At 68.3% G+C, this 26,976-nt stretch carries 26 protein-coding genes; 6 read left to right on the forward strand and 20 right to left on the reverse strand.

What is annotated here, in order from left to right; translation table 11 throughout:
* A complete protein-coding gene (locus tag ACW174_RS05635; protein ID WP_492016728.1) occupies positions 1-573 on the reverse strand; it encodes a cob(I)yrinic acid a,c-diamide adenosyltransferase in 573 nt (190 codons plus the stop codon).
* Positions 574-578: 5 nt separating this feature from the next.
* Entirely contained in the window at positions 579-782 is a 204-nt protein-coding gene (locus ACW174_RS05640; RefSeq protein WP_492016729.1) for a twin transmembrane helix small protein, read from the reverse strand.
* 151 nt (positions 783-933) lie between these two features.
* Between ACW174_RS05640 and ACW174_RS05645 the strand changes: the two genes are divergently transcribed.
* Positions 934-2,055, forward strand: a complete 1,122-nt coding sequence (locus ACW174_RS05645) for a hypothetical protein (protein ID WP_492016730.1) — start codon at positions 934-936, stop codon at positions 2,053-2,055.
* Between the two features lie 106 nt (positions 2,056-2,161).
* Here ACW174_RS05645 and ahcY read toward each other — a convergent pair whose 3' ends face one another.
* Positions 2,162-3,553 carry an adenosylhomocysteinase gene (ahcY, locus tag ACW174_RS05650; RefSeq protein WP_492016731.1) on the reverse strand — a complete coding sequence of 464 codons (1,392 nt, stop codon included), beginning with the start codon at positions 3,551-3,553 and terminating at the stop codon, positions 2,162-2,164.
* A 177-nt stretch (positions 3,554-3,730) separates the two neighbouring features.
* Between ahcY and ACW174_RS05655 the strand changes: the two genes are divergently transcribed.
* Complete coding sequence (locus ACW174_RS05655) at positions 3,731-5,206, forward strand: methyl-accepting chemotaxis protein (RefSeq protein WP_492016732.1); 1,476 nt, start codon at positions 3,731-3,733, stop codon at positions 5,204-5,206.
* A 62-nt stretch (positions 5,207-5,268) separates the two neighbouring features.
* Here ACW174_RS05655 and ACW174_RS05660 read toward each other — a convergent pair whose 3' ends face one another.
* A complete protein-coding gene (locus ACW174_RS05660; protein ID WP_492016733.1) occupies positions 5,269-5,664 on the reverse strand; it encodes a hypothetical protein in 396 nt (131 codons plus the stop codon).
* A 272-nt stretch (positions 5,665-5,936) separates the two neighbouring features.
* Here ACW174_RS05660 and dnaK point away from each other — a divergent pair, with 272 nt between their 5' ends.
* The 3 genes from dnaK (at position 5,937) to dapB (ending at position 9,977) form a co-directional block, all read left to right on the forward strand.
* A complete protein-coding gene (gene dnaK / locus ACW174_RS05665; protein ID WP_492016734.1) occupies positions 5,937-7,844 on the forward strand; it encodes a molecular chaperone DnaK in 1,908 nt (635 codons plus the stop codon).
* 169 nt (positions 7,845-8,013) lie between these two features.
* Complete coding sequence (gene dnaJ / locus ACW174_RS05670; protein WP_492016735.1) at positions 8,014-9,198, forward strand: molecular chaperone DnaJ; 1,185 nt, start codon at positions 8,014-8,016, stop codon at positions 9,196-9,198.
* A gap of 29 nt (positions 9,199-9,227) precedes the next feature.
* Positions 9,228-9,977, forward strand: coding sequence for a 4-hydroxy-tetrahydrodipicolinate reductase (gene dapB / locus ACW174_RS05675; RefSeq protein WP_492016736.1), 750 nt, complete (start codon positions 9,228-9,230; stop codon positions 9,975-9,977).
* A 123-nt stretch (positions 9,978-10,100) separates the two neighbouring features.
* Here dapB and ACW174_RS05680 read toward each other — a convergent pair whose 3' ends face one another.
* From ACW174_RS05680 to coaBC, 3 genes are all read right to left on the reverse strand, one after another.
* Complete coding sequence (locus ACW174_RS05680) at positions 10,101-10,463, reverse strand: hypothetical protein (protein WP_492016737.1); 363 nt, start codon at positions 10,461-10,463, stop codon at positions 10,101-10,103.
* 83 nt (positions 10,464-10,546) lie between these two features.
* Positions 10,547-10,996, reverse strand: a complete 450-nt coding sequence (dut, locus tag ACW174_RS05685) for a dUTP diphosphatase (RefSeq protein WP_492016738.1) — start codon at positions 10,994-10,996, stop codon at positions 10,547-10,549.
* Between the two features lie 14 nt (positions 10,997-11,010).
* Positions 11,011-12,237 (reverse strand): bifunctional phosphopantothenoylcysteine decarboxylase/phosphopantothenate--cysteine ligase CoaBC, encoded by a 1,227-nt coding sequence (gene coaBC, locus ACW174_RS05690; protein WP_492016739.1) that lies wholly within the window; start codon positions 12,235-12,237, stop codon positions 11,011-11,013.
* Between the two features lie 122 nt (positions 12,238-12,359).
* Between coaBC and ACW174_RS05695 the strand changes: the two genes are divergently transcribed.
* A complete protein-coding gene (locus tag ACW174_RS05695; protein ID WP_492016740.1) occupies positions 12,360-12,881 on the forward strand; it encodes an S-type pyocin family protein in 522 nt (173 codons plus the stop codon).
* 14 nt (positions 12,882-12,895) lie between these two features.
* Here the strand turns inward: ACW174_RS05695 and ACW174_RS05700 are convergent, their stop codons facing one another.
* From ACW174_RS05700 to ACW174_RS05760, 13 genes are all read right to left on the reverse strand, one after another.
* Positions 12,896-13,312, reverse strand: a complete 417-nt coding sequence (locus ACW174_RS05700; RefSeq protein WP_492017241.1) for a helix-turn-helix domain-containing protein — start codon at positions 13,310-13,312, stop codon at positions 12,896-12,898.
* A 179-nt stretch (positions 13,313-13,491) separates the two neighbouring features.
* The gene (gene lnt, locus ACW174_RS05705) at positions 13,492-15,105 is read right to left on the reverse strand and encodes an apolipoprotein N-acyltransferase (RefSeq protein ID WP_492016741.1); all 1,614 of its coding nucleotides are present in this window, start codon (positions 15,103-15,105) and stop codon (positions 13,492-13,494) included.
* On the reverse strand, positions 15,080-15,541 hold the full coding sequence (gene ybeY / locus ACW174_RS05710) for an rRNA maturation RNase YbeY (protein WP_492016742.1): 462 nt from the start codon (positions 15,539-15,541) through the stop codon (positions 15,080-15,082). Before ybeY ends, lnt begins: the two co-directional genes overlap by 26 nt.
* On the reverse strand, positions 15,538-16,524 hold the full coding sequence (locus ACW174_RS05715; protein WP_492016743.1) for a PhoH family protein: 987 nt from the start codon (positions 16,522-16,524) through the stop codon (positions 15,538-15,540). Before ACW174_RS05715 ends, ybeY begins: the two co-directional genes overlap by 4 nt.
* Positions 16,514-17,953, reverse strand: a complete 1,440-nt coding sequence (miaB, locus tag ACW174_RS05720; protein ID WP_492016744.1) for a tRNA (N6-isopentenyl adenosine(37)-C2)-methylthiotransferase MiaB — start codon at positions 17,951-17,953, stop codon at positions 16,514-16,516. Before miaB ends, ACW174_RS05715 begins: the two co-directional genes overlap by 11 nt.
* Positions 17,954-17,995: 42 nt before the next feature.
* Positions 17,996-18,475, reverse strand: coding sequence for a Fur family transcriptional regulator (locus tag ACW174_RS05725; protein ID WP_492016745.1), 480 nt, complete (start codon positions 18,473-18,475; stop codon positions 17,996-17,998).
* A 29-nt stretch (positions 18,476-18,504) separates the two neighbouring features.
* Positions 18,505-18,930: a GNAT family N-acetyltransferase gene (locus tag ACW174_RS05730; protein ID WP_492016746.1), complete on the reverse strand. Its 426-nt coding sequence runs from the start codon at positions 18,928-18,930 to the stop codon at positions 18,505-18,507.
* Positions 18,927-19,604, reverse strand: a complete 678-nt coding sequence (gene tsaB / locus ACW174_RS05735; protein ID WP_492016747.1) for a tRNA (adenosine(37)-N6)-threonylcarbamoyltransferase complex dimerization subunit type 1 TsaB — start codon at positions 19,602-19,604, stop codon at positions 18,927-18,929. The genes ACW174_RS05730 and tsaB overlap by 4 nt, the downstream gene beginning before the upstream one ends.
* A gap of 13 nt (positions 19,605-19,617) precedes the next feature.
* Complete coding sequence (locus ACW174_RS05740) at positions 19,618-19,998, reverse strand: helix-turn-helix domain-containing protein (protein WP_492016748.1); 381 nt, start codon at positions 19,996-19,998, stop codon at positions 19,618-19,620.
* Between the two features lie 66 nt (positions 19,999-20,064).
* Positions 20,065-20,661 carry a helix-turn-helix domain-containing protein gene (locus tag ACW174_RS05745; RefSeq protein ID WP_492016749.1) on the reverse strand — a complete coding sequence of 199 codons (597 nt, stop codon included), beginning with the start codon at positions 20,659-20,661 and terminating at the stop codon, positions 20,065-20,067.
* Positions 20,662-20,865: 204 nt separating this feature from the next.
* The gene (locus ACW174_RS05750; protein ID WP_492016750.1) at positions 20,866-21,423 is read right to left on the reverse strand and encodes a NifU family protein; all 558 of its coding nucleotides are present in this window, start codon (positions 21,421-21,423) and stop codon (positions 20,866-20,868) included.
* A gap of 60 nt (positions 21,424-21,483) precedes the next feature.
* Positions 21,484-21,954, reverse strand: a complete 471-nt coding sequence (locus tag ACW174_RS05755) for a universal stress protein (RefSeq protein WP_492016751.1) — start codon at positions 21,952-21,954, stop codon at positions 21,484-21,486.
* A 128-nt stretch (positions 21,955-22,082) separates the two neighbouring features.
* Entirely contained in the window at positions 22,083-26,951 is a 4,869-nt protein-coding gene (locus tag ACW174_RS05760; protein ID WP_492016752.1) for an NAD-glutamate dehydrogenase, read from the reverse strand.
* Positions 26,952-26,976: the final 25 nt, after the last annotated feature.

The raw sequence follows: 26,976 nt of genomic DNA on the forward strand, positions 1-26,976 counted from the left end.
CTAACGCGTCGCGCCCGGCTTCCATTTGATGTCGCCCGCGCCGTTGGCGTTGGCGCGCCGGGCGGCGACGAACAGGTGGTCGGACAGGCGGTTGAGGTAGCGGACCGCCGCGGGCGTCACCGCCTCGCCGGTTTCGACAAGCCGAACGGCCTCGCGCTCGGCCCGACGGGCCACGGTGCGGGCCAGATGCAGATGCGCCGACAAGGGCGCGCCGCCGGGCAGGATGAAGCTGTCGAGATCCTTGAGGCTCTCGTTCATCCAGTCGATTTCCTGCTCCAGCCGCTCGACCTGGCTGTCGAGGATGCGCAGGGCCTCCCATTTGGGCGCCGGGTCCAGCGGAGTGGCCAGATCCGCGCCGAGGTCGAACAGCTCGTTCTGGATGCGGCCCAGCATGGCGTCGATGCGGTCGTTCTGGCCGGAATGCAGACGGGCCACGCCGAGGACGGAGTTGAGCTCGTCCACCGCGCCATAGGCTTCCACCCGACGATCGCTCTTGGACACGGTCGCGCCGGACGCCAGACGGGTCTCTCCGCCGTCACCGGTCTTCGTGTAGATCTTGTTCAGGACCACCATCGGGATCAGGCCCCGTGCGTGGACTTCCACCACATGCCGGCGACCAGCAGCACGACCGCCACGGCCTGCAGTGCGACGCGAAGCCGCATCAGCTTGTTCGAGCGCGACCGGGCCTGGGGGCCGTCGGTGTAGAGCTGGCGCAGGCCGAGGGCGAGCGTCACCGCCACGGCGGCCACGGCGATGAAGATCAGGATGTCGAAGATGTTCATGACCGCTTTCTAGGCCCCCGCAAGACCGCGCGCCAGAGCGGCGCATCGTCCCCTGCGACGCTTGCGGCGCACGCGCCGCCGTGACGGATCGGTGATCGGCTAAGCCGTTGGTCATGATTTCGTGATCAGGTGCGCGCCTCGAAGGGGCCCCATGACCGACCGCGCGATCCGAAATCTGGCCCATCTGCGGCGCTCGGCCTCGACCGCGCGCGTGCTCAACCTGCTGAAGGTGGCCACCGAGCACGGGCATGAGCTGGACTGGCGCGAGCGCCCGGTGTTCCGCACCCCGGCCCTGAATGCGGCCCTGATCATCAAGCACCGGCTGCGCCGTGACGAGCTGGACGCCTTCCACCTGCGCCGTCAGGTGGCGACCAAGGTGGTCATCCCCATCGACGCCGATGACCTGAAGACCGGCGGCCGCTTCGTCTTCGTCGACCAGCGCGGCTTCGAGCGGATGATGCAGGAGACCTTCGGGATGGAGGCGGACCACCCGGACATGGCCACCCTGCGTCTGATGGACGTCCTGCCCTCCCTGGACCCCTTTCTGCTGCGCGAGCAGTTGAGGCGCGCCGGGATCGAACCCGCCCCCTGCTACTTCTCGATCAGCGAGGCCGATCTTAGTCGGATGGTCCAGTTCGTGGAGGCCGAAATCCGCCCGCTGGTGACGCTCAGCTTCGGCGCGGACGTCGAGGCGGTCGGATCGACCCGCCGGCTGGCGGGCAAGATCCTGTCCAACGATCCCGGCGACCGCATGGAGGCCCTGCGCCAGACCCTGCACCTGAAGCCGGAGGAGTATCAGGAGGGCATCTTCTGCTGGAAGGGCTTCCTCTATTACAAATGGGTCCTCACCAGCCTGATGGCCGACGTCGCCGGCGTGGCCGACGCCGTCTCGACCGTGCGGCCGATCGGCAAGCTCGACCGGAACTCGCGTGAGTATCTGGACCGGGGCCGCAAGGTGCTGCGCGACCGGATCGTCACCGTCTGTGACGACGTCTCAAGGACCCTGCTGATCTATGACAACGCCTATATGGCCCTGACCGAGGAAGCCCGCCCGGGGGCCTTCCGTGACTTCCTGTTGCAGGCGCCGCGCCTGTTCACCCGGCTGGGCGAACAGCTGGGCGCGATCCAGCACGTCGTCAGCTTCTGGCGCTTCCGTTTCGCGCCCGGCGCCGCGCCGGTCGGGGTGGACGAGCTGATCGACGTCTTCATGGATTTCGAAACCGGTCTGGCCGACCGCGATCAGGAACTGGGCCAGCGCCACCTGGCCGCCTGAAACGACAAGGGCCGGAAGCGATGCTCCCGGCCCCGATCAATTGCACTTTCCGAAGCCGCGATCCGCGCTCAGGCAGCGAGCCGCCGCGCGGCGAACGGTAGCGCCCTTAGTACCGATAATGATCCGGCTTGAACGGGCCCTCGGTCGGGACCGAGATGTAGTCGGCCTGTTCCTTGGACAGGGTGGTCAGCTTCGCGCCCAGCTTGGCCAGGTGCAGGAAGGCGACCTTCTCGTCGAGATGCTTGGGCAGGGTGTAGACCTGGTTCTCGTACTTGTCGGCGTTGGTCCACAGTTCGATCTGGGCCAGGGTCTGGTTGGTGAAGGAGGCCGACATCACGAACGAGGGGTGGCCCGTGGCGTTGCCCAGGTTCACCAGACGGCCTTCCGACAGCAGGATGATCTTCTTGCCGTCCGGGAACTCGATGTGGTGGACCTGCGGCTTGATCTCGTCCCACTTGAAGTTCTTCAGACCGGCGACCTGAATCTCCGAGTCGAAGTGACCGATGTTGCAGACGATGGCGTTGTTCTTCATCGCCCGCATGGTGTCGACGGTGATGACGTCCTTGTTGCCCGTGGCGGTGACGAAGATGTCCGCGTCGGCGGCGGCGTCTTCCAGGGTCACGACCTCATAGCCTTCCATCGCCGCCTGCAGGGCGCAGATCGGATCGACTTCGGTGACCTTCACGCGGGCCCCGCCCTGGCGCAGCGAGGCGGCCGAGCCCTTGCCCACGTCGCCGTAGCCGCAGACCACGGCGACCTTGCCCGACAGCATGACGTCGGTGCCGCGACGGATCGCGTCGACCAGGGATTCACGGCAGCCGTACAGGTTGTCGAACTTGGACTTCGTGACGCTGTCGTTGACGTTGATGGCGGGGAAGGGCAGCTCGCCCTTTTCGGCCATCTGGTACAGGCGATGGACGCCGGTGGTCGTCTCTTCCGACACGCCGCCGATGGCGTCGCGGATGGCCGAATAGAAGCCGGGCTTCTCGGCGATGTAACGCTTCATCACCGCGAACAGGGCTTCTTCTTCCTCGTTCTGCGGGTTCGACAGGACCGAGATGTCCTTCTCGGCCTTGGGCCCGAGCACGCACAGCAGGGTGGCGTCGCCGCCGTCGTCGAGGATCAGGTTCGGATAGCCGCCGTCAGCCCATTCGAAGATCTTGTGGGCGTAGTCCCAGTACTCGACCAGGGTCTCGCCCTTGGTGGCGAAGACCGGGGTGCCCGAGGCGGCGATGGCGGCCGCGGCGTGATCCTGGGTCGAGAAGATGTTGCACGAGGCCCAGCGCACCTCGGCGCCCAGCGCTTCCAGCGTCTGGATCAGCACGGCGGTCTGGATGGTCATGTGCAGGCTGCCGGCGATGCGGGCGCCCTTCAGCGGCTGCGCGGCGCCGTATTCGGCGCGCAGGGCCATCAGACCGGGCATTTCGGTCTCGGCGATGGCGATTTCCTTGTTGCCGAAGTCGGCAAGCGAGATGTCGCGGACGATGTAGTCGGTCATGGGTCGATCCTGATCGTAGGTTTGCGGGGCCTATAGACCGCCGCGCGCCCTGGATCAAGAAACCCATAAGGATATCCTTATATCCATGTCTGGAGTAGGGACTTTACCGGATACAACCGTTAAGCTTGTCCAAATACCGCTGGTTTCACATCGTCCGGAACACCCCCGGAGCCCGATATGTCTGACGATCAGATGGACCAGCGCACGACCTTCATGGGGCTCGGCGCGCCGTCGGAGGCCTACCGCTCTGTCGGGGACATCCTGCGGGACGCCCTGCCCGACGCCCTGACCGCCTTCTACGTCCGCGTCAGGGCCACCCCGGAGATGCGCCGGTTCTTCCGCGACGAAGGTCATATCAGCACGGCGAGCGCGGCCCAGCAGGCGCACTGGAACGCGATCATCGAGGGGCGGACCGACGACGGCTATGGACTTTCGGTCCGCAAGATCGGTCAGGTCCACGCCCGGATCGGGCTGGAGCCGCGCTGGTATATCGGCGGCTACAGCGTGCTGCTGGCGCATCTGATCGAGCGCGTCACGACCCGGCCCCGGAAATGGGGCGTCCGGGCGGTCGACCACGACCGGATCACCGGAGAGGCGATCGCCGAACTGACCCAGAGGGTGATGCTGGACATGGATCTGGCCATCTCGATCTACCTGGAAGTTCTGAAGGAAGAGCGGGACCGCAGCGAAGCCGCGCGCGCCGAGGCGGAAGCCAGTCAGAGCCGGGTCGTCTCCATCGTCGGCCAGGCCCTGACAGGCCTGTCGCAAGGCGATCTTTCGTCAACGGTGGAGGCCGACTTCCCGACCGAGTACCGGCAGCTGAAGGACGATTTCAACGCCGCCGTCCGCCATCTGCATGAGGCCATGGCGGCGGTCTCGGACAATGCCGGCTCGATCCGCTCGGGCGCCGGCGAGATCAGCGACGCCGCCGACGATCTGTCCCGGCGCACGGAGCACCAGGCGGCCAGTCTGGAACAGACCGCCGCGGCGCTGGACGAGATCACCGCGACGGTGAACCGGACGGCCAAGGGCGCCGGACAGGCCTCGCAGACGGTTCAGGCGGCCAAGGGCGACGCGGAAGCCTCGGGCGTGGTCGTGCGGGACGCCGTCGGCGCCATGGATGCGATCGAGCGATCGTCCCAGGAAATCAGCCAGATCATCGGCGTGATCGACGAGATCGCCTTCCAGACCAACCTGCTGGCGCTCAACGCCGGTGTCGAGGCCGCCCGCGCCGGCGACGCGGGACGCGGCTTCGCGGTCGTCGCCTCGGAAGTCCGGGCCCTGGCCCAGCGTTCGGCCGAAGCGGCCAAGGAGATCAAGACCCTGATCTCGGCCTCGACCACCCAGGTCGCCACGGGCGTCAGTCTGGTCGGCCAGACCGGCGAGGCGCTGCAGCGTATCGTCGGCCGTGTCGCCGAGATCGACGGCCTGGTCTCCGAAATCGCCGCCTCGGCCCAGGAGCAGGCCCACGCCCTGCAGCAGGTGAACACCGCCATCAACCAGATGGATCAGGTCACCCAGCAGAACGCCGCGATGGTCGAGGAAACCACGGCCGCCAGCCACTCCCTGCGGCAACAGGCGGAAAGCCTGACCGGCTCGGTGGGTCGCTTCCGGCTGGCGGACAACGCCCCCCGCATGCGCCGCGTCGCCTGAGAGGCGAACGGCCTCCCCGCCGGGGCGGAGAGGCCGCTATTATGCTGATATCGCTATGAATTTCAGCGGGTATAATAATAGTCGGCGATCTCGCAGACGTTGATGCGGAATCGCGTCAGTTCCTGGCCGTTGGTGAAGCGCGCCTTGAAGTCGTACAGGCAGGCGCCCGAGCCGTCGTCGATGTTCATCGTGATGCTGGCGCCGGCGGCCAGAACGCTGGAGCCCAGCATGTCTTCTTCCCAGTCATCGACGCGCGAATCCGAGGCGTAGAAGTGGGTCATGACCCAGCCGGTCTGGTTATGGACGCGCACGCGGCGGTTCTGGCCGTCCCGCGACTGCACCAGAATGGTGGCGACCGGTTCAGCGGCGATGCGCGGCTCGGCGGCGGTGGCCGAGGCGGTTCCGAGCGCGGCGGCCAGAAGAGCTGCGCCGCAGATGAGGTGGATGGTCTTTTTCATTTCAGTTCTCCCCGAGCCGTCCCCCGGCTCCGATAACACCGTAATGCATGGAGATTTGCGTGTCGTCTCCTGACGGAGCCTGACGACTGAATCGCCCAAGGGCCTTGCAGGCGGGGGGGTGTTTCCCATATCCGCCTCAATCCCCGGAAGACCCCGCAAAGCGTGGGGCTTTCCAAAAACCACCAAACCCTGAAATCGGGGGCAGTCACGCGCGGCGCTTCGCTTTAAAAGGCCGCCGCACCGCCCGCTGAGATGGAGTGAAAGACTAGAGCATGGCCAAGATTATCGGCATCGACCTCGGCACCACCAATTCGTGCGTGGCCGTCATGGACGGCAAGAACCCCAAGGTCATCGAAAACGCGGAAGGCAACCGCACGACTCCGTCGGTCGTGGCCATCCAGGACAGCGGTGAAGTGCTGGTGGGTCAGCCCGCCAAGCGTCAGGCCGTGACCAACCCGACCAACACCTTCTTCGCCATCAAGCGCCTGATCGGCCGCTCGTTCTCGGACCCCGTGGTCGCGAAGGACAAGGGCATGGTCCCCTATGAGATCACCAAGGGCCCGACCGGCGACGCCTGGGTGAAGGCCCATGGCAAGGACTACTCGCCCCAGCAGGTTTCGGCCTACACCCTGGGCAAGATGAAGGAGGCCGCCGAGGCCTACCTCGGCGAGACCGTGACCCAGGCCGTCATCACCGTTCCGGCCTATTTCAACGACGCCCAGCGTCAGGCGACCAAGGACGCCGGCAAGATCGCCGGCCTGGAAGTCCTGCGCATCATCAACGAGCCGACCGCGGCGGCCCTGGCCTACGGCCTGGACAAGAACGACGGCCAGAAGATCGCCGTCTATGACCTGGGCGGCGGCACCTTCGACGTCTCGATCCTGGAGATCGGCGACGGCGTGTTCGAGGTGAAGTCGACCAACGGCGACACCTTCCTGGGCGGCGAGGACTTCGACCTTCGTCTGGTCGAATATCTGGCGGACGAGTTCAAGAAGGAACAGGGCGTCGATCTTCGCAGCGACAAGCTGGCCCTGCAGCGCCTGAAGGAAGAGGCCGAGAAGGCCAAGAAGGAGCTGTCGTCGACCACGTCGTACGAGGTCAACCTGCCGTTCATCACCATGAACGCCTCGGGCCCGCTGCACCTGAACATCAAGCTGTCGCGCGCCAAGCTGGAAGCCCTGGTCGACGACCTGGTCCAGCGCACCATCGAGCCCTGCATGAAGGCGCTGAAGGATGCGGGCCTGAAGGCCGCCGACATCGATGAAGTCGTCCTGGTCGGCGGCATGACCCGCATGCCGATGGTCCAGGAAGCCGTGAAGAAATTCTTCGGCAAGGAGCCGCACAAGGGCGTGAACCCGGATGAAGTCGTGGCGCTGGGCGCCGCGGTGCAGGCCGGCGTGCTGCAGGGCGACGTCAAGGACGTGCTGCTGCTGGACGTGACCCCGCTGACCCTCGGCATCGAGACCCTGGGCGGCGTCTTCACCCCGCTGATCGAGCGCAACACGACGATCCCGACCAAGAAGAGCCAGGTCTTCTCGACCGCCGACGACAACCAGTCGGCCGTCACGATCCGGGTCTTCCAGGGCGAGCGTCCGATGGCGTCCGACAACAAGGTGCTGGGTCAGTTCGACCTGATGGGCATTCCCCCCGCACCGCGCGGCATGCCGCAGATCGAGGTCGCCTTCGACATCGACGCCAACGGCATCGTGCACGTCACCGCCAAGGACAAGGCGACCAACAAGGAACAGTCGATCCGCATCCAGGCGAACGGCGGCCTTTCGGACGCCGACATCGACAAGATGGTCAAGGAAGCCGAAGCCAACGCCGCGGCCGACAAGTCCCGCAAGGAACTGGTCGAGGCCCAGAACGGCGCCGACAGCCTGATCCACTCGACGGAAAAGGCCGTGTCGGAGCACGGCGACAAGATCGCCGGCGACGACAAGACCGCCATCGAGACCGCCCTGGCGGACCTGAAGGCGGCCAAGGACTCGACCGATCCGGAAGCCATCCGCGAGAAGACCAACACCCTGGCGCAGGCTTCGATGAAGCTGGGCGAGGCGATGTACGCGGCCCAGAACAACGCCGAAGCGTCGGACACGGCTGAACAGCCGGCCGACGACGGCGTGGTCGACGCCGAGTTCGAGGAAGTCTCGGACTCCGACGACAAGAAGAGCGCGTAAGCGGCTTTTCAATGAGCTGAAGCAGACCCCGCTTGTCCTGCGACGGGCGGGGTCTTTTTCTTGAAACTTGCATCACAGGATCGGGCGCCCATGTCAGCCCGGTCACCGCTTCGCTGAAGACGCCGGAACAGGCGCGCAGCGGAGGCGAGAGTAAGAGGACGAACGCCGGATGGCGCGAGACTATTACGAGGTTCTGGGGGTCGAGCGGACGATCGACGCGCCCGGTCTGAAGGCGGCGTATCGCAAGCTGGCGATGCAGCACCATCCTGACCGCAACGGCGGTTCGGAAGACTCGATGGCGATCTTCAAGGAGATCTCCGAGGCCTATACCGTCCTGTCCGACGATCAGAAGCGCGCCCATTATGACCGCTTCGGCCACGCCGGCGCGGGCGGCGGCAATCCCTACGGCGCCGGCGGCGGCCAGGGCTTCCACGATATCAACGACATCTTCTCCCAGGTCTTCGGCGACGCCTTCGGGGACGCTTTCGGCGGCCGTCAGGGCGGCGGCGGGCGGCAGGGCGGCCCGCGTCGCGGCTCGGACCTGCGCTACGACCTCGAGATCACGCTGGAGCAGGCCTACAAGGGCGCCGATGTTGAGATCGCGGTGCCGACGACGGCGACCTGCGATACCTGCGAGGGGTCGGGCGCCAAGCCGGGCACCAAGCCGACGACCTGCACCACCTGCCAGGGCGCGGGCCGGGTGCGGTCCGCCAACGGCTTCTTCCAGGTCGAGCGCACCTGCCCCCGCTGCGGCGGCAACGGCCAGATGATCGCCGAACCCTGCCAGACCTGCCACGGGCACGGTCAGGTGCGGAAGAACCGCAAGCTGCAGCTGAAGGTCCCCGCCGGGGTCGATGACGGCTCGCGCATCCGCCTGTCGGGCGAGGGTGACGCCGGCCAGCGCGGCGGCCCGCGCGGCGATCTGTATGTCTTCCTGTCCGTGACGCCGCACGAACTGTTCGAGCGCGACAATCTCGACCTGCTGGTGACCGTGCCCGTCCCCATGACGGTCGCGGCGCTGGGCGGCGAGATCGATGCGCCCTGTCTGGTGTCCGAGGCCTGCGACGGCCGCTGCCGCGCCGCCGTGGACGTCCCGGCGGGCTCGCAGACCGGCAAGACTGTCCGCATCAAGGGCAAGGGCATGCCCCACCTGAACGGTCGCCAGCGCGGCGACCTGGTGGTGGAGCTGTTCGTCGAGACTCCGACCGACCTGACCCCGCGTCAGAAGGAGCTGCTGGAAGAACTGGCCGCGTCGCTGGGCGAGACCCAGACGCCGCGCAACTCGTCCTTCACCGGCAAGGCCAAGCGGTTCTGGGCGGACATCCTTGGCGACAGCAAGGAAGCGACCCAGTAGGGTCGGTTTTCATCCTTGGGGGGACTGATTTGAGCGCCATCTTCCACGCCGGCATTTCGGGCGCCCGCGGACGCATGGGCCGGGCCGTCTCGGCGGTTCTGGATGCCCGCGAGGATGTGGTGGTCGCCGCCCGCTTCGATCGCGGCGAGACCCCCGACCTGTCGCTGTGTGACGTGGTGATCGACTTCTCGACCCCGGACTCCTCCGTCGAACTGGCCCAGACCTGCGCGGCGCGCGGCGGACCCGCGCTGGTGATCGGCTCGACCGGGCTGTCGCCGGAGCAGGACGCCGAAATCCTGAAGGCCGCCGAGACCGTGGCTATCGTGCGCAGCGGAAACTTCTCGCTGGGCGTCAACATCCTGATCGGACTGGTCGAACACGCCGCCCTGCGGCTGGACGCGCGCGACTGGGATATCGAGATCACCGAGGCCCATCATCGCCGCAAGGCGGATGCGCCGTCGGGCACCGCCCTGATGCTGGGCGAGGCGGCCGCCAGCGGACGCAACGAAGACCTCGACGACGTCCGCGCCGCCCCTTGGGACGGCATCACCGGCGCCCGCGAGACCGGCAAGATCGGCTTCTCGTCGATCCGCGCCGGCGGGATCATCGGCGAGCACACGGTGCTGTTCGCGTCGGAGGACGAGACCCTGACGCTGAGCCATTCCGCCATCGACCGCTCACTGTTCGCCAAGGGCGCCGTGGCCGCCGCCGCCTGGGTGCGCGGCCGCAAGCCCGGCCTCTACGACATGCAGGACGTGCTGGGATTCCGGCAGGCCTAGCCATGCTCCTCCCCTTCAGGGGAGGGGGACCGCGTAGCGGTGGAGGGGCGCCAGACGCGCGCGCGGTAAGCACCCCTCCACCATCCTTCGGATGGTCCCCCTCCCCCAAGGGGGAGGAATTGCTCAGTGCGCGTGGACCCGGCGGCGGTGACCGCCCGTGAACAGCGTCTTGATGAAGAAGAAGACCGCGATGACGATCGCATAGCCCAGGAACAGGGCCAGCACGGTCATCCAGAAATTGAGCGTCAGCAGGGGCGGCAGAACCAAAGCGGCGCCATCCAGCATGGGCCGGACCACACCGATCAGGATGTGGACGAAGGCCGCGCCCAGGGCCGAGGCTCCCAGACGGCTCCACGCCGGCATCAGCAGGGCCGCGATCACCGCGATCAGCAGGCCCGTGACCTGATTGACGCCGTCGAACCCGCCCTGGGCCAGACCGAACAGGCCGGACAGGAAGGCGGTGATTGAATCGATCAGGGATTCCATACCGGTCGTCTCCATCTGCATACGGCCAAGCCTGGCCGCGTCGCAGGGTTAACGCCGGTCTCGCGGAATCGCTCCCGTGAGGCTTAACGCCCCGTCGAGCCGAAGCCGCCGGCGCCGCGCGCCGTTTCGTCCAGCGCCTCGACCTCGATCATCTCGGCCTGCTCGTGCCTGGCGATGACCAGTTGGGCGATGCGCTCGCCGCGTCGGATCATAAAGGGTTCCTGACCGTGGTTGATCAGGATGACCCCGACCTCGCCGCGATAGTCGCTGTCGACCGTGCCGGGCGAGTTCAGGCAGGTGATGCCGTGCTTCAGCGCCAGACCCGAACGGGGGCGCACCTGCGCCTCATAGCCGGGCTCCAGCGCGATCTTCAGGCCGGTCTTCACCAGAGCCCGCGCGCCCGGGGCCAAGGTCAGCGGCTCGCCCTCCGGCAGGGCCGCCCGCAGATCCATGCCGGCCGAGCCGGTGGTCTCATAGGCCGGAAGCGGCAGGCCCCCGGCGTGCGGCAAACGTTCGATGCGAACGGTCGTCATGGGCGCGGTCCCTCTCAGGCCTTGAAATGATCGGCGATGCGACGCGCCAGCTTGCGCGCCACCTCGGTCTTGGACGTCCGCGGCCAGACGTCGGCGGACCCATCCCGGGTGAACAGGGTCACGGCGTTGCCGTCGGCCCCGAAGACGTCATCGGAGACGTCATTGCCCACGATCCAGTCGCAGCCCTTGCGGGACAGTTTGGCGCGCGCGTTGGCTTCCAGATCCGAGGTCTCGGCGGCAAAGCCGATGACCAGCGCCGGACGCGTTCTTCCGGGCTTGGACACGCCGGCCAGGATGTCGGGGTTTTCGATCAGGGCCAGCGAGGGCGGGCCGCCCGGGGCCTTCTTGATCTTGCCGGAGGCGACGCCGTCCACGCGCCAGTCGGCGACGGCGGCGCTCATCACGGCGATGTCGGCGGGCAGCTGCGCCTCGACCGCGGCCTGCATGTCGCGCGCGCTTTCGACCCACACCCGCTCGACACCGACCGGGGCGTCCAGCGCCACGGGGCCCGAGACCAGGGTCACCCGCGCGCCCAGTTCGGCGAGGGCCGTGGCGATGGCGTAGCCCTGTTTGCCGCTGGACCGGTTGGTCAGGCCGCGCACGGGATCGATCGGCTCGAAGGTCGGGCCGGCGGTCACGACGGCGGTGCGGCCCGCGAGAGGGCGACCGTCGGGCCCCGCCAGCAGCCCCTGAATCGCGAACAGTATGGCCGCGGGCTCGGCCATACGGCCCGGTCCGAACTCGCCGCACGCCATCTCGCCCTCGTCAGGGCCGACCACCGCGACGCCGTGGAAGCCGTCGAACGCCTTCAGCCGTTCGACATTGGCCTGCACCGCCGGATGCAGCCACATGCGGACATTCATGGCCGGGGCCAGCAGGACCTTCTTGTCCGTCGCCAACAGGGTCGTGGACGCCAGATCATCGGCCAGCCCGTTCGCCGCCTTGGCGATCAGGCCCGCCGTGGCCGGGGCCACAACCACCAGATCAGCCCAACGCGACAATTCGATATGGCCCATGGCCGTCTCGTCCTCGGGCATGAACAGGGCCTGGCGCACCGGGTGGCCGGTGAGGGCCGCCAGCGACATGGGGGTGACGAACTCGGCGCCCGCGGGGGTCAGCAGGCTCATCACCTCGGCGCCGGACTTCTTCAGCAGGCGCACGAGTTCGAGCGCCTTGTAGGCGGCGATGCCGCCGCCGACGATCAGCAGAACCTTGCGGCCGGAAAGCGATGCGGTGGTCATGCGGATGATCTAGCGACGGCGCCCGCCAACGTCGAGTGACGCTTCCGCGAACCGGAACATTGCAAGAACGATTAACCTGTGGTTAAGCTTTCCTTCGGTGGGTTTCAACGTAGGAGGGTGCGGTGCGTAGAACAGCAGTGATCCTGGCCATCGGCGCCGCCCTGGGGGTGTCCGCGTGTGGAGACGGCGGCTCGGCGGTGGCGACCCGGGATCGGGCGGCGGACGGGGCGGAGGCGGTGCTGACCTCCGCCGCAGCGGGGCCGGTCGAGGCGGCGGAGACGGCGTCCGAAGGTCCGAAGCCCGTCCTGACCGCCAACCGGCGCGAGACGGTGGACGCCAAGATCACGCGCCTGTTCGAACGCAACGGCGCGGACTTCAATGCGCGATCCGCCGAGGACTATCTGGGCAAGGTGCAGGCCTTTACAGGCCGTCCCCCGGCGGATGCGGAACGGGTGGAGCGGCCCAACGGCGACGTGCTGCTGTATCAGGCCTCGACCAACACCTTCGCGGTGGTGTCGCGCGACGGCGTGGCCAAGACCATGTTCAAACCGCGCGACGGCGCCGCCTACTGGGCCGAGCAGAAGGCCGCCGCGCCGACGTTCGGTCAGCGACGGTCATCCGGAAATGAGGGCGGCAACGGTTGAAGGCGGGGAGGACCTCAGTCCTCGTCCGTCTCCTTGCGGTCAGCCATGTCGCGGATCAGCTCAAGCGCCAGCTTCTGCTGCCGGGTCGACAGCTGCGGGGCCAGACGGCCGATCTCGATGGTGTAGCGCGTGGCCGGGAAGTCGTGCTCGAAGGCGGCTTCGCCCTCGGCCACGCCCGCCAGCTGGGCGCCGGTCAGACCTTCGAAAAAGTATCCGATGTCGACCTTGAAGAAGCGGGCAATGTCCCAAAGCTTCGAAGCCGAGATACGGTTGGCGCCCTTTTCGTACTTCTGGATCTGCTGGAAGGTCAGACCCAGGGCACGACCGAGATCGCTCTGGTTATAGCCGAGGGCCAACCTCTTCTCGCAGACCCGTCGGCCAACATGCCGGTCCACGGGATGAGGTCCATCCTCGCCCTTGCCTCTCGCCATAGTCATAACGCCCTTAAAGTCGACATCAGCTTTGCCTGAATGCGCTGACAGCGGAGCTGTGTCACCAAAAAACGCAGAAATCAGGGCGACTACAGAGGGTTCGTTGCCCTTATGGCGCCGCCTTTCTCGCGACGCGGGAATAGACCGCCCCGGGAATAGACCGGAAAGAGAAATCCCGATCAGGAAACACTGTTCCGCGAACGAATCAGCCGGCGCCACGGCACGGCGGCAGACAGCCCACAGAGCACGGCCAGCCAGAACAGCAGGTCGCCGATCCGTCCGTACACCGTCACATCCGTCGGCGCAGGCAAACGGGCGTCGATGACGCCGCTTTCCCCCGAATTCAGCCGCTGGCCGTCGATCACCCGCCCCCAGGGATCGATCATGGCCGAGGTTCCGGTGGGGGTCGCCCGCACCACCGGCAGGCCGGTCTCGATGGCCCGGTAGCTGGCCAGATTGAGATGCTGCACCGGTCCCGACGTCCGCCCGAACCAGGCGTCGTTGGAGATGTTGACGATCCAGCCGGGCCGCCCCGCCGCGCCCGGCGTGAAGCCCGGATAGAGGCTTTCGTAGCAGATCAGCGGCTGGGCGCGCGGCGCGCCGGGAATGTTGATCGGGGCCGGCTTGGGGCCGGGGCTGAAGTCCAGCGGCATATGGGTCAGGGCGCGGACGCCCAGGGCGCCCATCACGCGGCCCGCCGGCAGGAACTCGCCAAACGGCACCAGCCGGTATTTGTCATAGGTCCCGGTGATCCGCAGGCCCTCGCCGCCCTCGTCGGTCAGAACGAAGAGGCTGTTGAAATAGCGCGCGCCCTCGGGAATCGACGGGTCGGGGAGGCCGCGACCGAGGCCGAGGATCAGGCTCTGCCCCGGCTCGATGGCGCGGGCGATGGCGACGGCGTCGGGGGACCCCGGCGCGAACACCTCATTGGCCGAGGCCGGCAGGGCGCCTTCGGGCCAGATGACCAGATCCGGAACGGCCGCACCCGGGCGGGCGGTCAGGTTCACATAGCGGTCGACGATCCCCTGATAGGCCTCGGGCGTCCATTTCGACTCCTGCGCCACATCCGCCTGAACGATGCGCACCAAGGTGGGGGTCAGCGCGAGACGGGCGCCCGACAGGCGAACCGCGCCGCCGACCACCAGCACCGCCAAGGCCAGGGCGCCGAGCACCGCCGTGGTGATGCGGGCCTTGCGCGATCCGGCGTTCAGCAGGGGACCGAAGGCGGCCGCGGCGGCCACGGTGACGAAGCTGAGGCCATAGACCCCGGCCACCGAGGCGAATTGGGAGGCGGCCGAGCCGGCCTTCCAGCTGGCCCCCGCGGGGTTCCAGGGGAAGCCGGTCAGGACGTGGCCGCGAAGCCATTCCAGCAGGCAGAACAGGGCGGCGAAGACCAGCACCCGCACCACGCCCGACGGCATGAATCGCCGGTACAGGGCGGTCGCCGTGCCCCAGAACAGGCCCAGTCCGATGGGCAGGGCGGAGGCGGCGAAGGGCGCCATCCAGGCCTGCTCGGGGTTGACCAGAAAGGCTTCGGCCACCCACCAGCAGCTGATGAAGAAGTAGGCGAACCCGGCGAGCCAGCCCATCCAGAAGGCGCCGCGCACCCGCGTCGAGCGCTCCGACAGGAACATCAGCAGGGCATAGCCGAGCAGGCCGGGCAGGAGGCCGAAGGGCGGATGGGCCAGGGCCGCGGCGGCGCCGGCGGCCAGCGCCAGGCCGATCCGGCCGAAGCGCAGGATCAGCCGCGCGCGCGGAGTGTCGGTTTCAGGCGTCGCCGAGAGGATGCTCATCCGCCGTGTATGGGTCGGCGACGCCCAGACTGGCAAGGATGGATCGCTCCTCGTCCTCCATCTCCTCAGCCTCCGCATCGTCCTCGTGATCGCGGCCCAGCAGATGCAGGATGCCGTGAACCGTCAGGTGCGAGAGATGGTCGGACAGGGTCTTGCCCTGCTCCAACGCCTCGCGGGCGCAGACGCCATGGGCCAGCGTCAGGTCGCCGAGGTGCGGAAAGGCGCTTTCCGCCGCCGGGAAGGACAGGACGTTGGTCGGGCGGTCACGGTCGCGGAAACGGGCGTTGATCTCGCGCACCGCCTCGTCGTCGGTCAGCAGGATGACGACGTCGCCCTGGATCGTGCCCAGGGCCGCCCTGGCCGCGCGCTCGACCACCGCCTCGACCTCCGGAAGGGCGGTGGACCAGGACCCGTCCTCGATCTCGATCTCGATCACCGACGCGGCTCGTCGCTGTCCGGCTGGGTGGCCGCATCGGCGTCGTAGGCGCGCACGATCCGCTCGACCATGGCGTGGCGCACCACGTCCTGGGCCTCGAATTTCAGCACGCCCACGCCCTGAACCCCGTCGAGGATGCGCAGGGCGTGCGACAGGCCGGAATCCCGGCGGTTCAGCAGATCGATCTGCGACGGGTCGCCGGTGACCACCATCCGGGCCCCCTCCCCCAGACGGGTCAGGACCATCTTCATCTGCAGCCGGGTCAGGTTCTGGGCCTCATCGACGATGATGAAGGCGTGGGCCAGGGTCCGGCCGCGCATGAAGGCGATCGGGGCGGCCTCGATCTCTCCCTTGTCGCGGCGACGGCGCACGTCGTCGGGCCCCAGGATGTCATTCAGGGCTTCCCAGATGGGCGCCAGATAAGGGTCGACCTTTTCGTTCAGGTCCCCGGGCAGGAAGCCGAGCTTTTCGCCCGCCTCGACCGCCGGCCGGGTGATGACCAGCCGGTCGACCTGCCCGCGCCGTAGCAGGGAGGCGCCATAGGCGGCGGCGAGGAAGGTCTTGCCCGTTCCGGCCGGGCCGACGCCGAAGCTCAGCTCGCAGCGTGACAGCTGCTCCAGATAGCGGGCCTGCGCCGCCGTCTTGGGCGCGATGGCGCCCCGGCGGCCGACCGGCAGGGCCACGGCGTCGGGCGCGATCGAACCCTGACCCGCGCGGGGCTGGGCGATGGCGGCGCCGAGGGCGGTCCGCACATCGGCTTCGGTGATCTCGGCGCCCGTATCGGCGCGGTCGGCCAGGATCTCGATGACCCGCTTGGCCTGCGCCCGGTCACGGGCCGAGCCGTTGATCGACACGCCGCCGCCCGGCGTCTCGACCAGCACCTTGAAGCGGTCCTCGATCAGGGCGATGTGGCGGCTGTTCGGCCCGACCACCGCATGCAGGGCTTCGTCACCCAGGGCCAGAAACTCACTCTCACGCGCCATGAAGGGCTTTCTTTGGGTCGCTATCGCTCGGCTCGCGGAGCCTCGCTGGTTGAGCGACAGGGGCTTGGGCAAGGCGGCCGCTCAGGGATTTCAGGCCGCCGGTTTCGATCGTCACCGGAACGATCTGGCCGATCAGTTGATCCGCGACGCCGTCGACATAGACAGGCTGAAGCCAGGGGGAGCGACCGGTGACGTGGCCGTCGAACTTGCCGGGACGTTCGAAGAGGACCGGGATGGTCATGCCCGCGCGGGACGCGTTGAAGGCGGTCTGCTGTTCGAACAGCAGGGACTGCAAGGCCTGAAGGCGGTCGCGCGACACCGCCGCGGGGACCTGGGCGCCCATGGTCGAGGCGGGCGTGCCGGGGCGCGGCGAATACATGAAGGAGAAGGCCGAGGCGTAGGTCACGCGACGAACCAGATCCATCGTCTGCTCGAAATCCGCGTCGGTCTCGCCGGGGAAGCCGACGATGAAGTCGCCCGACAGGGCCATGTCGGGGCGCGCCGCGCGGATGCGGTCGATCAGGTCGAAATATTTCTGACGCCCGTGTTTGCGGTTCATCAGGCGCAGAATGCGGTCCGAACCGGACTGCACCGGCAGGTGTAGCCACGGCATCAGAACGTCGAGGTCGCGGTGCGCCTCGATCAGGTCGTCCGACATGTCGTTGGGATGGCTGGTCGTATAGCGGATGCGATCCAGCCCGGGGATTTCGGCCAGGGCGTAAGCCAGCCGGGCCAGGCTGGACGGCTTTCCGTCCAGGCCTTCGCCGTCATAGGCGTTGACGTTCTGCCCCAGCAGGGTGACCTCGCGCACACCCCTGGACGCCAGTTCGCGGGCCTCGGCCAGCACCGCCGCCACCGGTCGCGACCACTCCGCGCCACGGGTGTAGGGGACCACGCAGAAGGTGCAGAATTTGTCGCAGCCCTCCTGCACGGTCAGGAAGGCGGTGAAGCCGTCGACGCCGCGCTCGGCCGGCAGGGCGTCGAACTTCTCATCCGGGGCGAAGTCGGCGCCGATCCGCTCGCCCCGCGCCCGGGCGGTGCGGGTCAACAGTTCCGGCAGCTGGTGATAGGCCTGGGGGCCGACGACCAGATCAACCGCCGGCTGGCGCTTCATGATCTCCTCGCCCTCGGCCTGGGCGACGCAGCCGGCGACCGCGATGGTCATGGCGCCGCCTTTCGCATCCTTCAGCTCACGCATCTTGCCGAGCTCGGAATAGACCTTCTCGGCCGCCTTCTCGCGGATGTGGCAGGTGTTCAGAATGACGAAGTCGGCGGTCTCGGCGCTGTCCGTCTGGGCATAGCCGAGCGGACGCAGCACATCCGCCATGCGCTCCGAGTCATAGACATTCATCTGGCAGCCGTAGGTCTTGATAAACAGGCGCTTGGGCGCGGCCTGCTTCCCCGACGGCGGGACGAGGGTATCGGTCATCAGCGGATTTTAAAGCCCGACGCGGCTTCGCGCCATCCCGCCCTAGTCGATATCGGCGGGATTCACGCGAGCGGCGTTGCGCGTGAAGATCAGGCCCTCGCGGTTCGACGGCTCTGCGCCCTCGATCGGCGTGCCGTAAAGCTCCAGCTTGTGGCCGATCAGCGTGAAACCGAGGCGTTCCGCGATCTCGGTCTTCAGGCGCTCGATCTCGGCGTCGAAGAACTCGATGACCTCGCCCGAGCGGGTGTCGATGAGGTGATCGTGGTGGTCGTCGCCCGCCTCTTCATAGCGGCTGCGGCCATCGCCGAAGTCATGCTTCTCGACCACGCCGGCTTCCTCGAACAGGCGGACGGTGCGGTAGACGGTGGCGATCGAGATGTGCGGATCGATGGCCGAGGCGCGACGGTACAGTTCCTCGACATCGGGGTGATCCGCTGCGGCGGACAGCACGCGCGCGATCACGCGGCGTTGCTCGGTCATGCGCATACCGCGGTCAGCGCAGAGTTTTTCGATCCGGTCCATGGAGCGTGAGAATAGGGGGCGTCGACGGACTAGGGAAGCCGCAGCGTCAAGTTGAGAGACAAAAGCAGAGCATCAATCCGCGAACCGTCCGGACGCGCATAATATCGGGGGCGGCGACCCGCCTCGGTGAAGCCCGCGCGGGCATAGAGGGCGCGAGCGGGGGCGTTGTCGTCGGCGACCTCCAGAAACACCCGATCGGCCCCGCGCGCGCTGGCCGCGGCGACGCCCTCGGCGACCAGTCGTGTCCCCTGCCCTGCCCGCCGCGCGTCCGGCCGGACGGCCAGCGTCAGGATTTCCGCCTCGTCCGCGACCGCCCGCATCAGGATGAAGCCGTCGGCGGTTTCGACCGGGAAGACCCCGTCCTGTTCGAGCAGACCCGAGAAGGCGGCGGCGTCCCACGGCGCGTCAAAGGCCGTGGCGTGAAGCGCCGCCAGCCGTTCGGCCGGGGCCGTCACGAGGGCTTCTGCGCGCGCGGCTGCCCCGGCAAGCGGGTCGGCGGCGTCGCGTCAGGCGCGCGGAGATAGAGCGGCGACGGCGGCGCGGCCCCGGGATCGACAGCGGCGGTGAGGCAGGCGATGGCCTCCGGCGAGGGACCGGGTCGGTCGTCGACCACCGCAAGGGGCGCGGCCTCGACCATCAGGGGCGCGCCCGAACCCACCAGGACAGCCCCGGCGCCCAGGGCTGCCGCGCGTTCACCGGCCTGTTCCAGGGAAAGGGCTTCCGGGGGACCGTCCGGGGCGCCGTCACGCCAGAAGCGAGCGTAGACCTGACCCCGCCGGGCGTCGATCAGGGCGGCGCGCGTCGGGTTCTCAACCGAGGCCGCCAGGGCGTCCAGCGTCGAGACGCCCACCACCGGCCGATGCAGGGCCGCGCCCAGGCCCTGGGCGAAGGCCAGGCCGACGCGCAGGCCGGTGAAAGAGCCGGGCCCGACGGTGACGCCGATCCGATCGATGGCGTCAAAGCCGCCCGCCTCGGCCACCGCGTCACGGGCCAGCCCGCCCAAACGCTCCGAATGGCCCTTGGTCATGATTTCCGAACGCAGGCCGAGCGCTTGAGCGGCGTCGCCGACCACCTCGAACACACCGGCCGTGCACAGGCCCAGGGCTGTGTCGATCACCAGCACCCTCATGCCGTCGCTCCGCTCAGGGTGCGGGCGCCAGCGCGGTCACGATCCGCGCCACCGCCTGTCGCAGGCCGCGGTCCGTGATGCGCGGGAAGGCCATGGCCACCGCCCGTCCGTCCGCCGTGGAGCCGAGGGCGCGCAGGCTGTCGGCCTCGCCGTCCGCGGGACCCTCCGCCGGAGGGAAGAAGGCGTCCACCGACGCGCCCAGAACCACCGCCGCGCGGTGCAGGCGCGACGCCGAAATGCGGTTCTGGCCGGTCTCGTATTTCTGCACCTGCTGGAAGCTGACCCCGATGCGCTGGGCCAACGCCGCCTGGGACAGGCCCAGCGCTGATCGCCTGAGCCCGATGCGGGCGCCGACATAGGCGTCGATGTGATCCGGAGCGGCGGTGCGGGCCATGGCGGCTCTCCTGTTCGATACGGAACAGTTTCATGGACACGCCCAAGTTGCAACAGAAGAGTTTCATCAGAGATCCAGCCGCGCGATCACGGCCGAGACCGCGCGGGTCTGGTCACGGGCGATCCGCTCCTCGACCGATAGCCCGCCCGGTCCGCCCCGCACCACCAGAACCTCGCCTTCGGACCGCTCATACAGCCGGACGCGGCGCTCACCGTCGGCCATGTCGATGACGCAGCCCTGGTCCCGGCGCGGCCAGCGGCCGGGTGCATACTCCAGCGTCACGCCGGACGCGGCCCAGGGCGCGAGGTCATCGTCAGACAACTGCAGGCGGCGGGTGGCGGCGGGAGCGGCCGGTTCGAACTCGCGCCCGCGGCTCTCCACGCCCGAGGCGGACGGGGCCGCCGGCGCCGACCTCGTCTCGGGGGCCGCGGACAGATGCAGGATCAGGCTCTCGGGGGTGGCGTCGACGGCGCCGGTGAGGCGTCGCTGGACGTCGGGACGAAACAGGCCGGGCCGCTTGCCCGCCTCGTACAGACCCCAGCCCTGACTGGTCATGCCGACCCGGGCGCCCGCCTCGGCCTGACTGAGACCGCGCGCGCGGCGAAGGGCGGCGAGCGCCGCGCCGAGACGCAGGACGTCGCTGTCGCTTTCAAACCGGGGCATGGCGGCACAATGCCGGACCGGAACGCCGCTGACGAGGACAAATCCGTTTCACTGCGGCGGGCTCCTGCGGAGCGCGCGGCTGAGACGTGATGGGTGATGGGTGATTGGTGGTTGCAGCGGCGACGCCGGTGCGGATTCGGTTACGATGGCATCGAGCCACCCATCACCCATCACCTGTCCGGCGTCAGCCCCGCCCGGACCGCCCTAGATCACCTGTTCGACGCGGGTCACTTCGGGGACGTAGTGCTTCATCATCTGCTCGACGCCTGATTTGAGCGTGGCGGAGGACGACGGGCAGCCGGCGCAGGCGCCGCGCATGCGCAGGGAAAGGACGCCGGTCTCTTCGTCAAAGGCGTCGAACAGGATGTCGCCGCCGTCCTGGGCGACGGCCGGACGAATGCGGCTGTCCAGAAGCTGTTTGATCTCGGCGATGATCTCGGTGTCCTCGCCCTCGGGATCGGCGCTGTTGAAGTCGCCGCCGCGCATCAGGGGCGCACCGGATACGAAGTGATCCATGATGGCGGCCAGGATCGGCGCCTTCATCTGGGTCCACTCCAGCCCCTGGGCCTCACGGGTGACGGAAACATAGTCGTAGCCGAAGAAGACCGCGGTCACGCCGTCCAGCTGGAACAGGGCTTCGGCCAGCGGCGAGGCGGCGGCCTCCTCCGCGTTGACGAAATCGCGGGGATCTTCCGACACGTCCCGTCCCGGAAGGAACTTCAGGACATTGGGGTTCGGCGTGGGTTCGGTCTGGATGAACATGAGGGGTAAGTGCGCCCGGGACGGCAGGTGTTCAAGGGCCGGGCGGGCGTGAACCCGTGATCAGGCCAGGTCCTCGATCTCGTTCTCGGTCAGTTCGCCGGGGACGATGGTGACGGGGAGTTTGCGCCCGGTGAAGGCGGCGCCCTGTTTGACCATGGCGGCGACCAGCGGGCCGGGGCCGCGCCCCCCCTCCCCTGACGCCAGCACCAGAATCTTGATGTCCGCGTCCTCGCCGACGACCTTGCGGATGCATTCCTGCGGTTCGCCGCGTTCGATGAGCAGTATGGGCGTGCTGCCCGAGCGCTCCCCGGCCTCGCCGGCCCATTTGTTGAGCGAGGCCTCGGCCTCGGCGCGGGTCTGGCGCTCGATCTCGTCACGCACCCCGGCCCAGTGGGCGTCGGACGCGGCGGGCGGGATCACGCGCAGCATGACCACATGGCCGCCGGTCGATCGCGCCCGACGCGACGCATAGCGCAGCGCGGCCTCGAACTCGGGACTGTCGTCGACGACGACCAGAAACTTCCTGGGCATGGTTCGCCCTCCCTCAGCCCGGGTACGCTAGCAGATCCGGCGCCCGACCGCGAAACAGCCCGTTGCAGACGGACTGTTCGCGCTCGGGCGGCGAGGCGCCGCGCAGCGGGCGTTGACGCAAGACGCAGTCACCCGCCGGCTGACGAAGCGATCTCGCGAATGGCCGAGTTGGCGATGGTGAGCTTGGCGAAGGTCCAGCCGGAGCCGGAGGCCTCGATCTCGTCCACCGAGGCGCGAACGCCTTCGACATTGGCCTGGCGCGCGCCGATCCAGTCGTCGACGGCCTTTTCGGCCGCCGCTTCGCTGGCCCCGACGGCGACGCTGGAGGCCTTCACCACCGCGCGGGTCAGGATCATCTGCTCGGCCATCAGATCCTCGATCAGACGGCGCACGGCCAGACGGTCGAAATGATCCGCCGACGGCACATTGCCCGCCGCCGCCCGCAGGCGGTCGAAGTCGAAGGCCGCGCCGACCTGGTGGTAGAGCATGGCCATGGCCGGCTCCGGCCAGCCGGCCTCACGCGCCAGATCGCCGATGTCGGCGGTGGCGACCAGCGGGCGCAGCATGGCGAAGCCGCGGGCCATCTCTTCCGAGGCGCCGAGGCCGATGAAGCTCTGCACCCGGGCCTCCAGACGGCCTTCCTCGAAGCGGCTGAGGACCGCGCCCCCGGCGGCGCGCAGGGCGTCGGCGGCGGGGCGGTAGGCGGCGATCAGGCTGTCGACCGTGGTGTCCTGACGCGCGGCGCGCTTGGCCAGCCAGAAGGTCTGGCGGCGCAGCACCGTCGAGATTTCGCTGTAGAGCGCGGTCTGGGCCTCGGCCGGAATCTTGCCGTCCAGCGCCGACACCGCGTCCCACGCCTCATCGAGGCGGAAGATCTGGCGGGCCGCCTCAAAGGCGATGACCATGGCCCCCGTGTCGCACTGGGCCGACAGGCGCAGGCGTTCCGGGAAGGTCGGACCGCACATGTTGACGATCTCGTTCGACAGGATGGTGGCGATGATCTCGCGCTTCAGCCGGTGCCGCTGCATGTCGGCCTCGAACTTCGCCAGCGGGCCGGGGAAGTAGCGGACCAGGGTCTGTTTGAAGAAGGCGTCATCGGGCGCGCCCGAAGCGACGATCTCGTCGAACAGCTCCAGTTTGGAATAGGCGGTCAGGACGGCCAGTTCCGGACGGCTGAGCGGCAGGCCGGCCACCTTCATTTCGGACAGGCGCTGGTCGTCGGGCAAGCCCTCGACCTTGCGATCCAGTTTCCCCTTCGCGCCCAGCCACTGCATGAACCGCTGCTGGGAATCCAGCGCCGCCGCGCCCTCGGCCTGTTGCAGGGTCAGGGCCAGGGTCTGGTCGTAGTTGTGGACCAGCACCTTGAGACCGACTTCCTCGGTCATCGAGGCCAGAAGGGCGTTGCGGTCGTCCTGTTTCAGCGCGCCGGAGGCGATGGCGGCGCCGGTCAGGATCTTGATGTTGACCTCATGGTCGGAGCTGTCGACGCCGGCCGAGTTGTCGATGGCGTCGGTGTTGATCCGACCGCCGTTGCGCGCGAAGGCGATGCGGCCCGCCTGGGTCAGACCCAGGTTGGCGCCCTCGCCGATGACCTTGGCGCGGACCTCGGCGCCGTCCACGCGGATGGCGTCATTGGCCTTGTCGCCGACCTGGGCGTCGCTCTCGTTCGGCGCCTTCACATAGGTGCCGATGCCGCCGAAATAGAGCAGTTCGGCGGGCGCCTTGAGGATGGCCTTCATCAGGGCGGCCGGATCCAGGACGTCTTCCTGGATATCGAGGGCGGCCTTGATCTCGGGGCTCAGCTGGATCGACTTGGCCGAGCGCGAGAAGACGCCGCCGCCCGCCGAAATCTTTGACGTGTCGTAGTCCTGCCAGGACGAGCGCGGCAGTTTGAACATCCGGTCGCGCTCGACCCACGAGCTTGCGGGGTCGGGGGTCGGGTCGATGAAGATGTCGCGGTGGTCGAAGGCGGCGACCAGCCGGATGGCTTTCGACAGCAGCATGCCGTTGCCGAAGACGTCGCCCGACATGTCGCCTACGCCGACGACGGTGAAGGGCTCGGACTGGATGTCCTTGCCCTCTTCACGGAAGTGCCGCTTGACCGCCTCCCACGCGCCTCGGGCCGTGATGCCCATGACCTTGTGGTCGTAGCCGACCGAGCCGCCGGACGCGAAGGCGTCGTCCAGCCAGAAGCCGTAGGACGCCGAAACGCCGTTGGCGATGTCCGAGAAGGTCGCCGTGCCCTTGTCGGCGGCCACGACCAGATAGGGATCGTCGCCTTCCCAGCGCACCACGGCGGCGGGCGGGACGACCGCGCCGTCACGGGCGATGTTGTCGGTCACGTCCAGCAGGCCGGACAGGAAGGTCTTGTAGGCGCGGATGGCCTCGGCCTGCTGGGCGTCGCGGTCGCCCCCGGCGCGGACGATGGCCTGCAGATGTTTCGGGAAGAAGCCGCCCTTGGAGCCGACCGGCACGATGACGGCGTTCTTGACCTGCTGGGCCTTCACGAGACCGAGAACCTCGGTGCGGAAGTCGTCACGACGGTCCGACCAGCGCAGGCCGCCGCGCGCCACGGGGCCGAAGCGCAGGTGCACGCCCTCGACCCACGGCGCCCAGACGAAGATTTCGCGGAACGGCTTGGGTTTCGGCAGGTCGTCGAGTTCGCGCGAGGCGATCTTGATCGAGATGTAGGGTTTGGGCTGACCGTCCGGGCCCGGCTGGTAATAGTTGGTCCGCTTGATCGCCTGGACCAGCAGCGACAGTCGGCGCAGCGCCTTGTCGTGGTCGAGGCTCTTCACGTCCTGCAGCAGGTCGTTGATGTGGGTCGCCAGGTCGCTGACCGTCGCTTCGCGCGACGCGGCGTCGCCCCCGGCGGCCGGGCTGAATTTGGCGTCGAACAGGGCCAGGATGGCGCGGGCCACGGCGGGATAGTCGCGCAGCGCCTCTTCCTGCACGGCCTGCGACGGATCGAGGCCGGTCTGTTGACGATAGCGGGCGAGGGTGCGGATCAGGGCGGCGTCGCGCCAGCCGACCCCCAGCTCCACCACCAGACGGTTGAAGCCATCGCTCTCGGTACGGCCGTTCCAGACGGCGGCGAAGGCGGATTCGAACGGGTCGCGGACGGTGTCGAAGCTGAGGTCGCCGCCGCGGGGGTCCTCCATGAGGAACTCGTGGACGTGGATTTCCGGGTCCCCGGACGGCTTGAGGGCGTAGCCCCATTCCTCCAGCGTCTTCAGACCCATGTCGGCGAGGATCGGCAGCACGTCCGAAAGGGGGACGGCCGAGCCCCGGCGGTACAGTTTGAAGCGGAAGTTCAGCGTGCCGTCCCCGTCCGAGCGGAAGGCGCGCACCGCCACCGGCTCGCCCGATCCAACCTCGCCCGTCGCGTTCAGGGTATCGATGGCCCGATAGTCGGCCACGGCCTCGGCGGCGTCATAGCGATCGCGGTAACCCGCCCCGAAGGCGTCGGCCCAGCGGGCGCTGACCGGCCCGACCGAGACTTCCTCGACGTCGGCGGCGCGCAGGGCGCTTTCGAAACGATCGACCCAGCTTCGGCCCGCCTCGGCGACCTCGGCGTCCAGCGCGGCCTGATCCGGGCACGGATGATCGCCCGGGTTCACGCCGATGATGTAGTGGATGCGCACCAGGGGCTGGTCCGACAGCTGCGGATACCAGGCCGAGATGCGGCCGCCCCAGGCGCGGGCCAGAATGGCGCCGATCCGTTCACGGACCGAGGCGTCGAACCGCTCGCGCGGGATGAAGGCGAGGATCGAGACGAAGCGGTCGAACGGATCCTTGCGGGTGAAGGTCTTGATCCGCGGGCGGTCGTGCAGGTGCAGGATGCCCAGCGCGATCTCGAGCAGCTCGTCCTCGGTGATCTGGAAGAGTTCGTCGCGCGGATAGTTGTCGAGGATGTTCTTCAGCCGCTTGTAGCTGTGCGTGCCGTCCAGCTTGCCGGCCCGCGCCAGCGCATTGGCCACCTTGCGGCGGATCAGCGGCACTTCAGACGCGGCCTTGTCGTAGGCCTCGGCGGTGAACAGGCCGACGAAGCGGGTCTCGCCCGACGGCCGGCCGTCGGCGCCGAAGCGCTTCACGCCGACATAGTCCATGTAGGACCGGCGATGGACGCGAGACCGGACGTTGGCCTTGGCGACGGTCACCGGCTCGGACAGGTCCAGCTGGCGCTTCATCTGTTTGGTGAGGACCGCCGGCTCCGACGCCCGGCGCAGCACGGTGCGGCCCGGATCGGCCAGAACGCCGAGACCGACGCCCGACTGGGACAGGGGCGCCTCGGCCTCATAGCCGCCGTCGCTGGCGCGCGGATAATCGTAGTCGCGGGCGCCGAGGAAGACGAAGTGATCCGACGCCAGCCAGCGCAGGAAGGCGAGGTTTTCGGCCAGCACCGCCGGATCGACGCCGGGCGGGGTGGTTTCGAGGTGGGCGATGGAACGGCCGATCAGCTCATGCATGGCGGCATGGTCGGTGACCGCCGCACGCACGTCCGCCAGGGTCTGGGCCATGGCCTCGCCCAGGGCGTCGCGGCGCTCCTGCGGCAGGGTGTCGAGGATGACCAGAATGATCGAGACCCGCCCGGTCGGCCCCTCGACGATGGGGTGGTACATCGAGCGCACGGTGACGCCGGCCTCGGCCAGTTCGCCCATGACGCTGTCGACAAGGAAGGGCTTGTCGTTCTGGATGATGGTGAGAACGTCGTAGCCGGTGTTCAGCCCCTGCGAGCCGGTGTGCGGGCCGACGCTGATGCGGGCGGGGGCGGCCGGGTCGCGCTCGAGCACCGACCCCCAGACGGAAGCCAGCAGGGCCGCCAGATCCGCGCCGGACAGGTCCGGCGTCTCGTCAGCGGCGTAGTCTTCCAAGACTTGGGACAGATAGGATTTTTCGGTCGCGCCGGGCGGATGGCCGGTCGCGGCGGCGAAGTTCGCCTCCAGCGCCTCCAGGGTGATCGCCTGAGGGAGCGTGGGGGCGGTGGCGCCGGGCATGGACAGGTCTCGTATGGCGCGGCCG

The sequence above is a fragment of the Brevundimonas sp. AVps31 genome, from assembly GCF_058681355.1.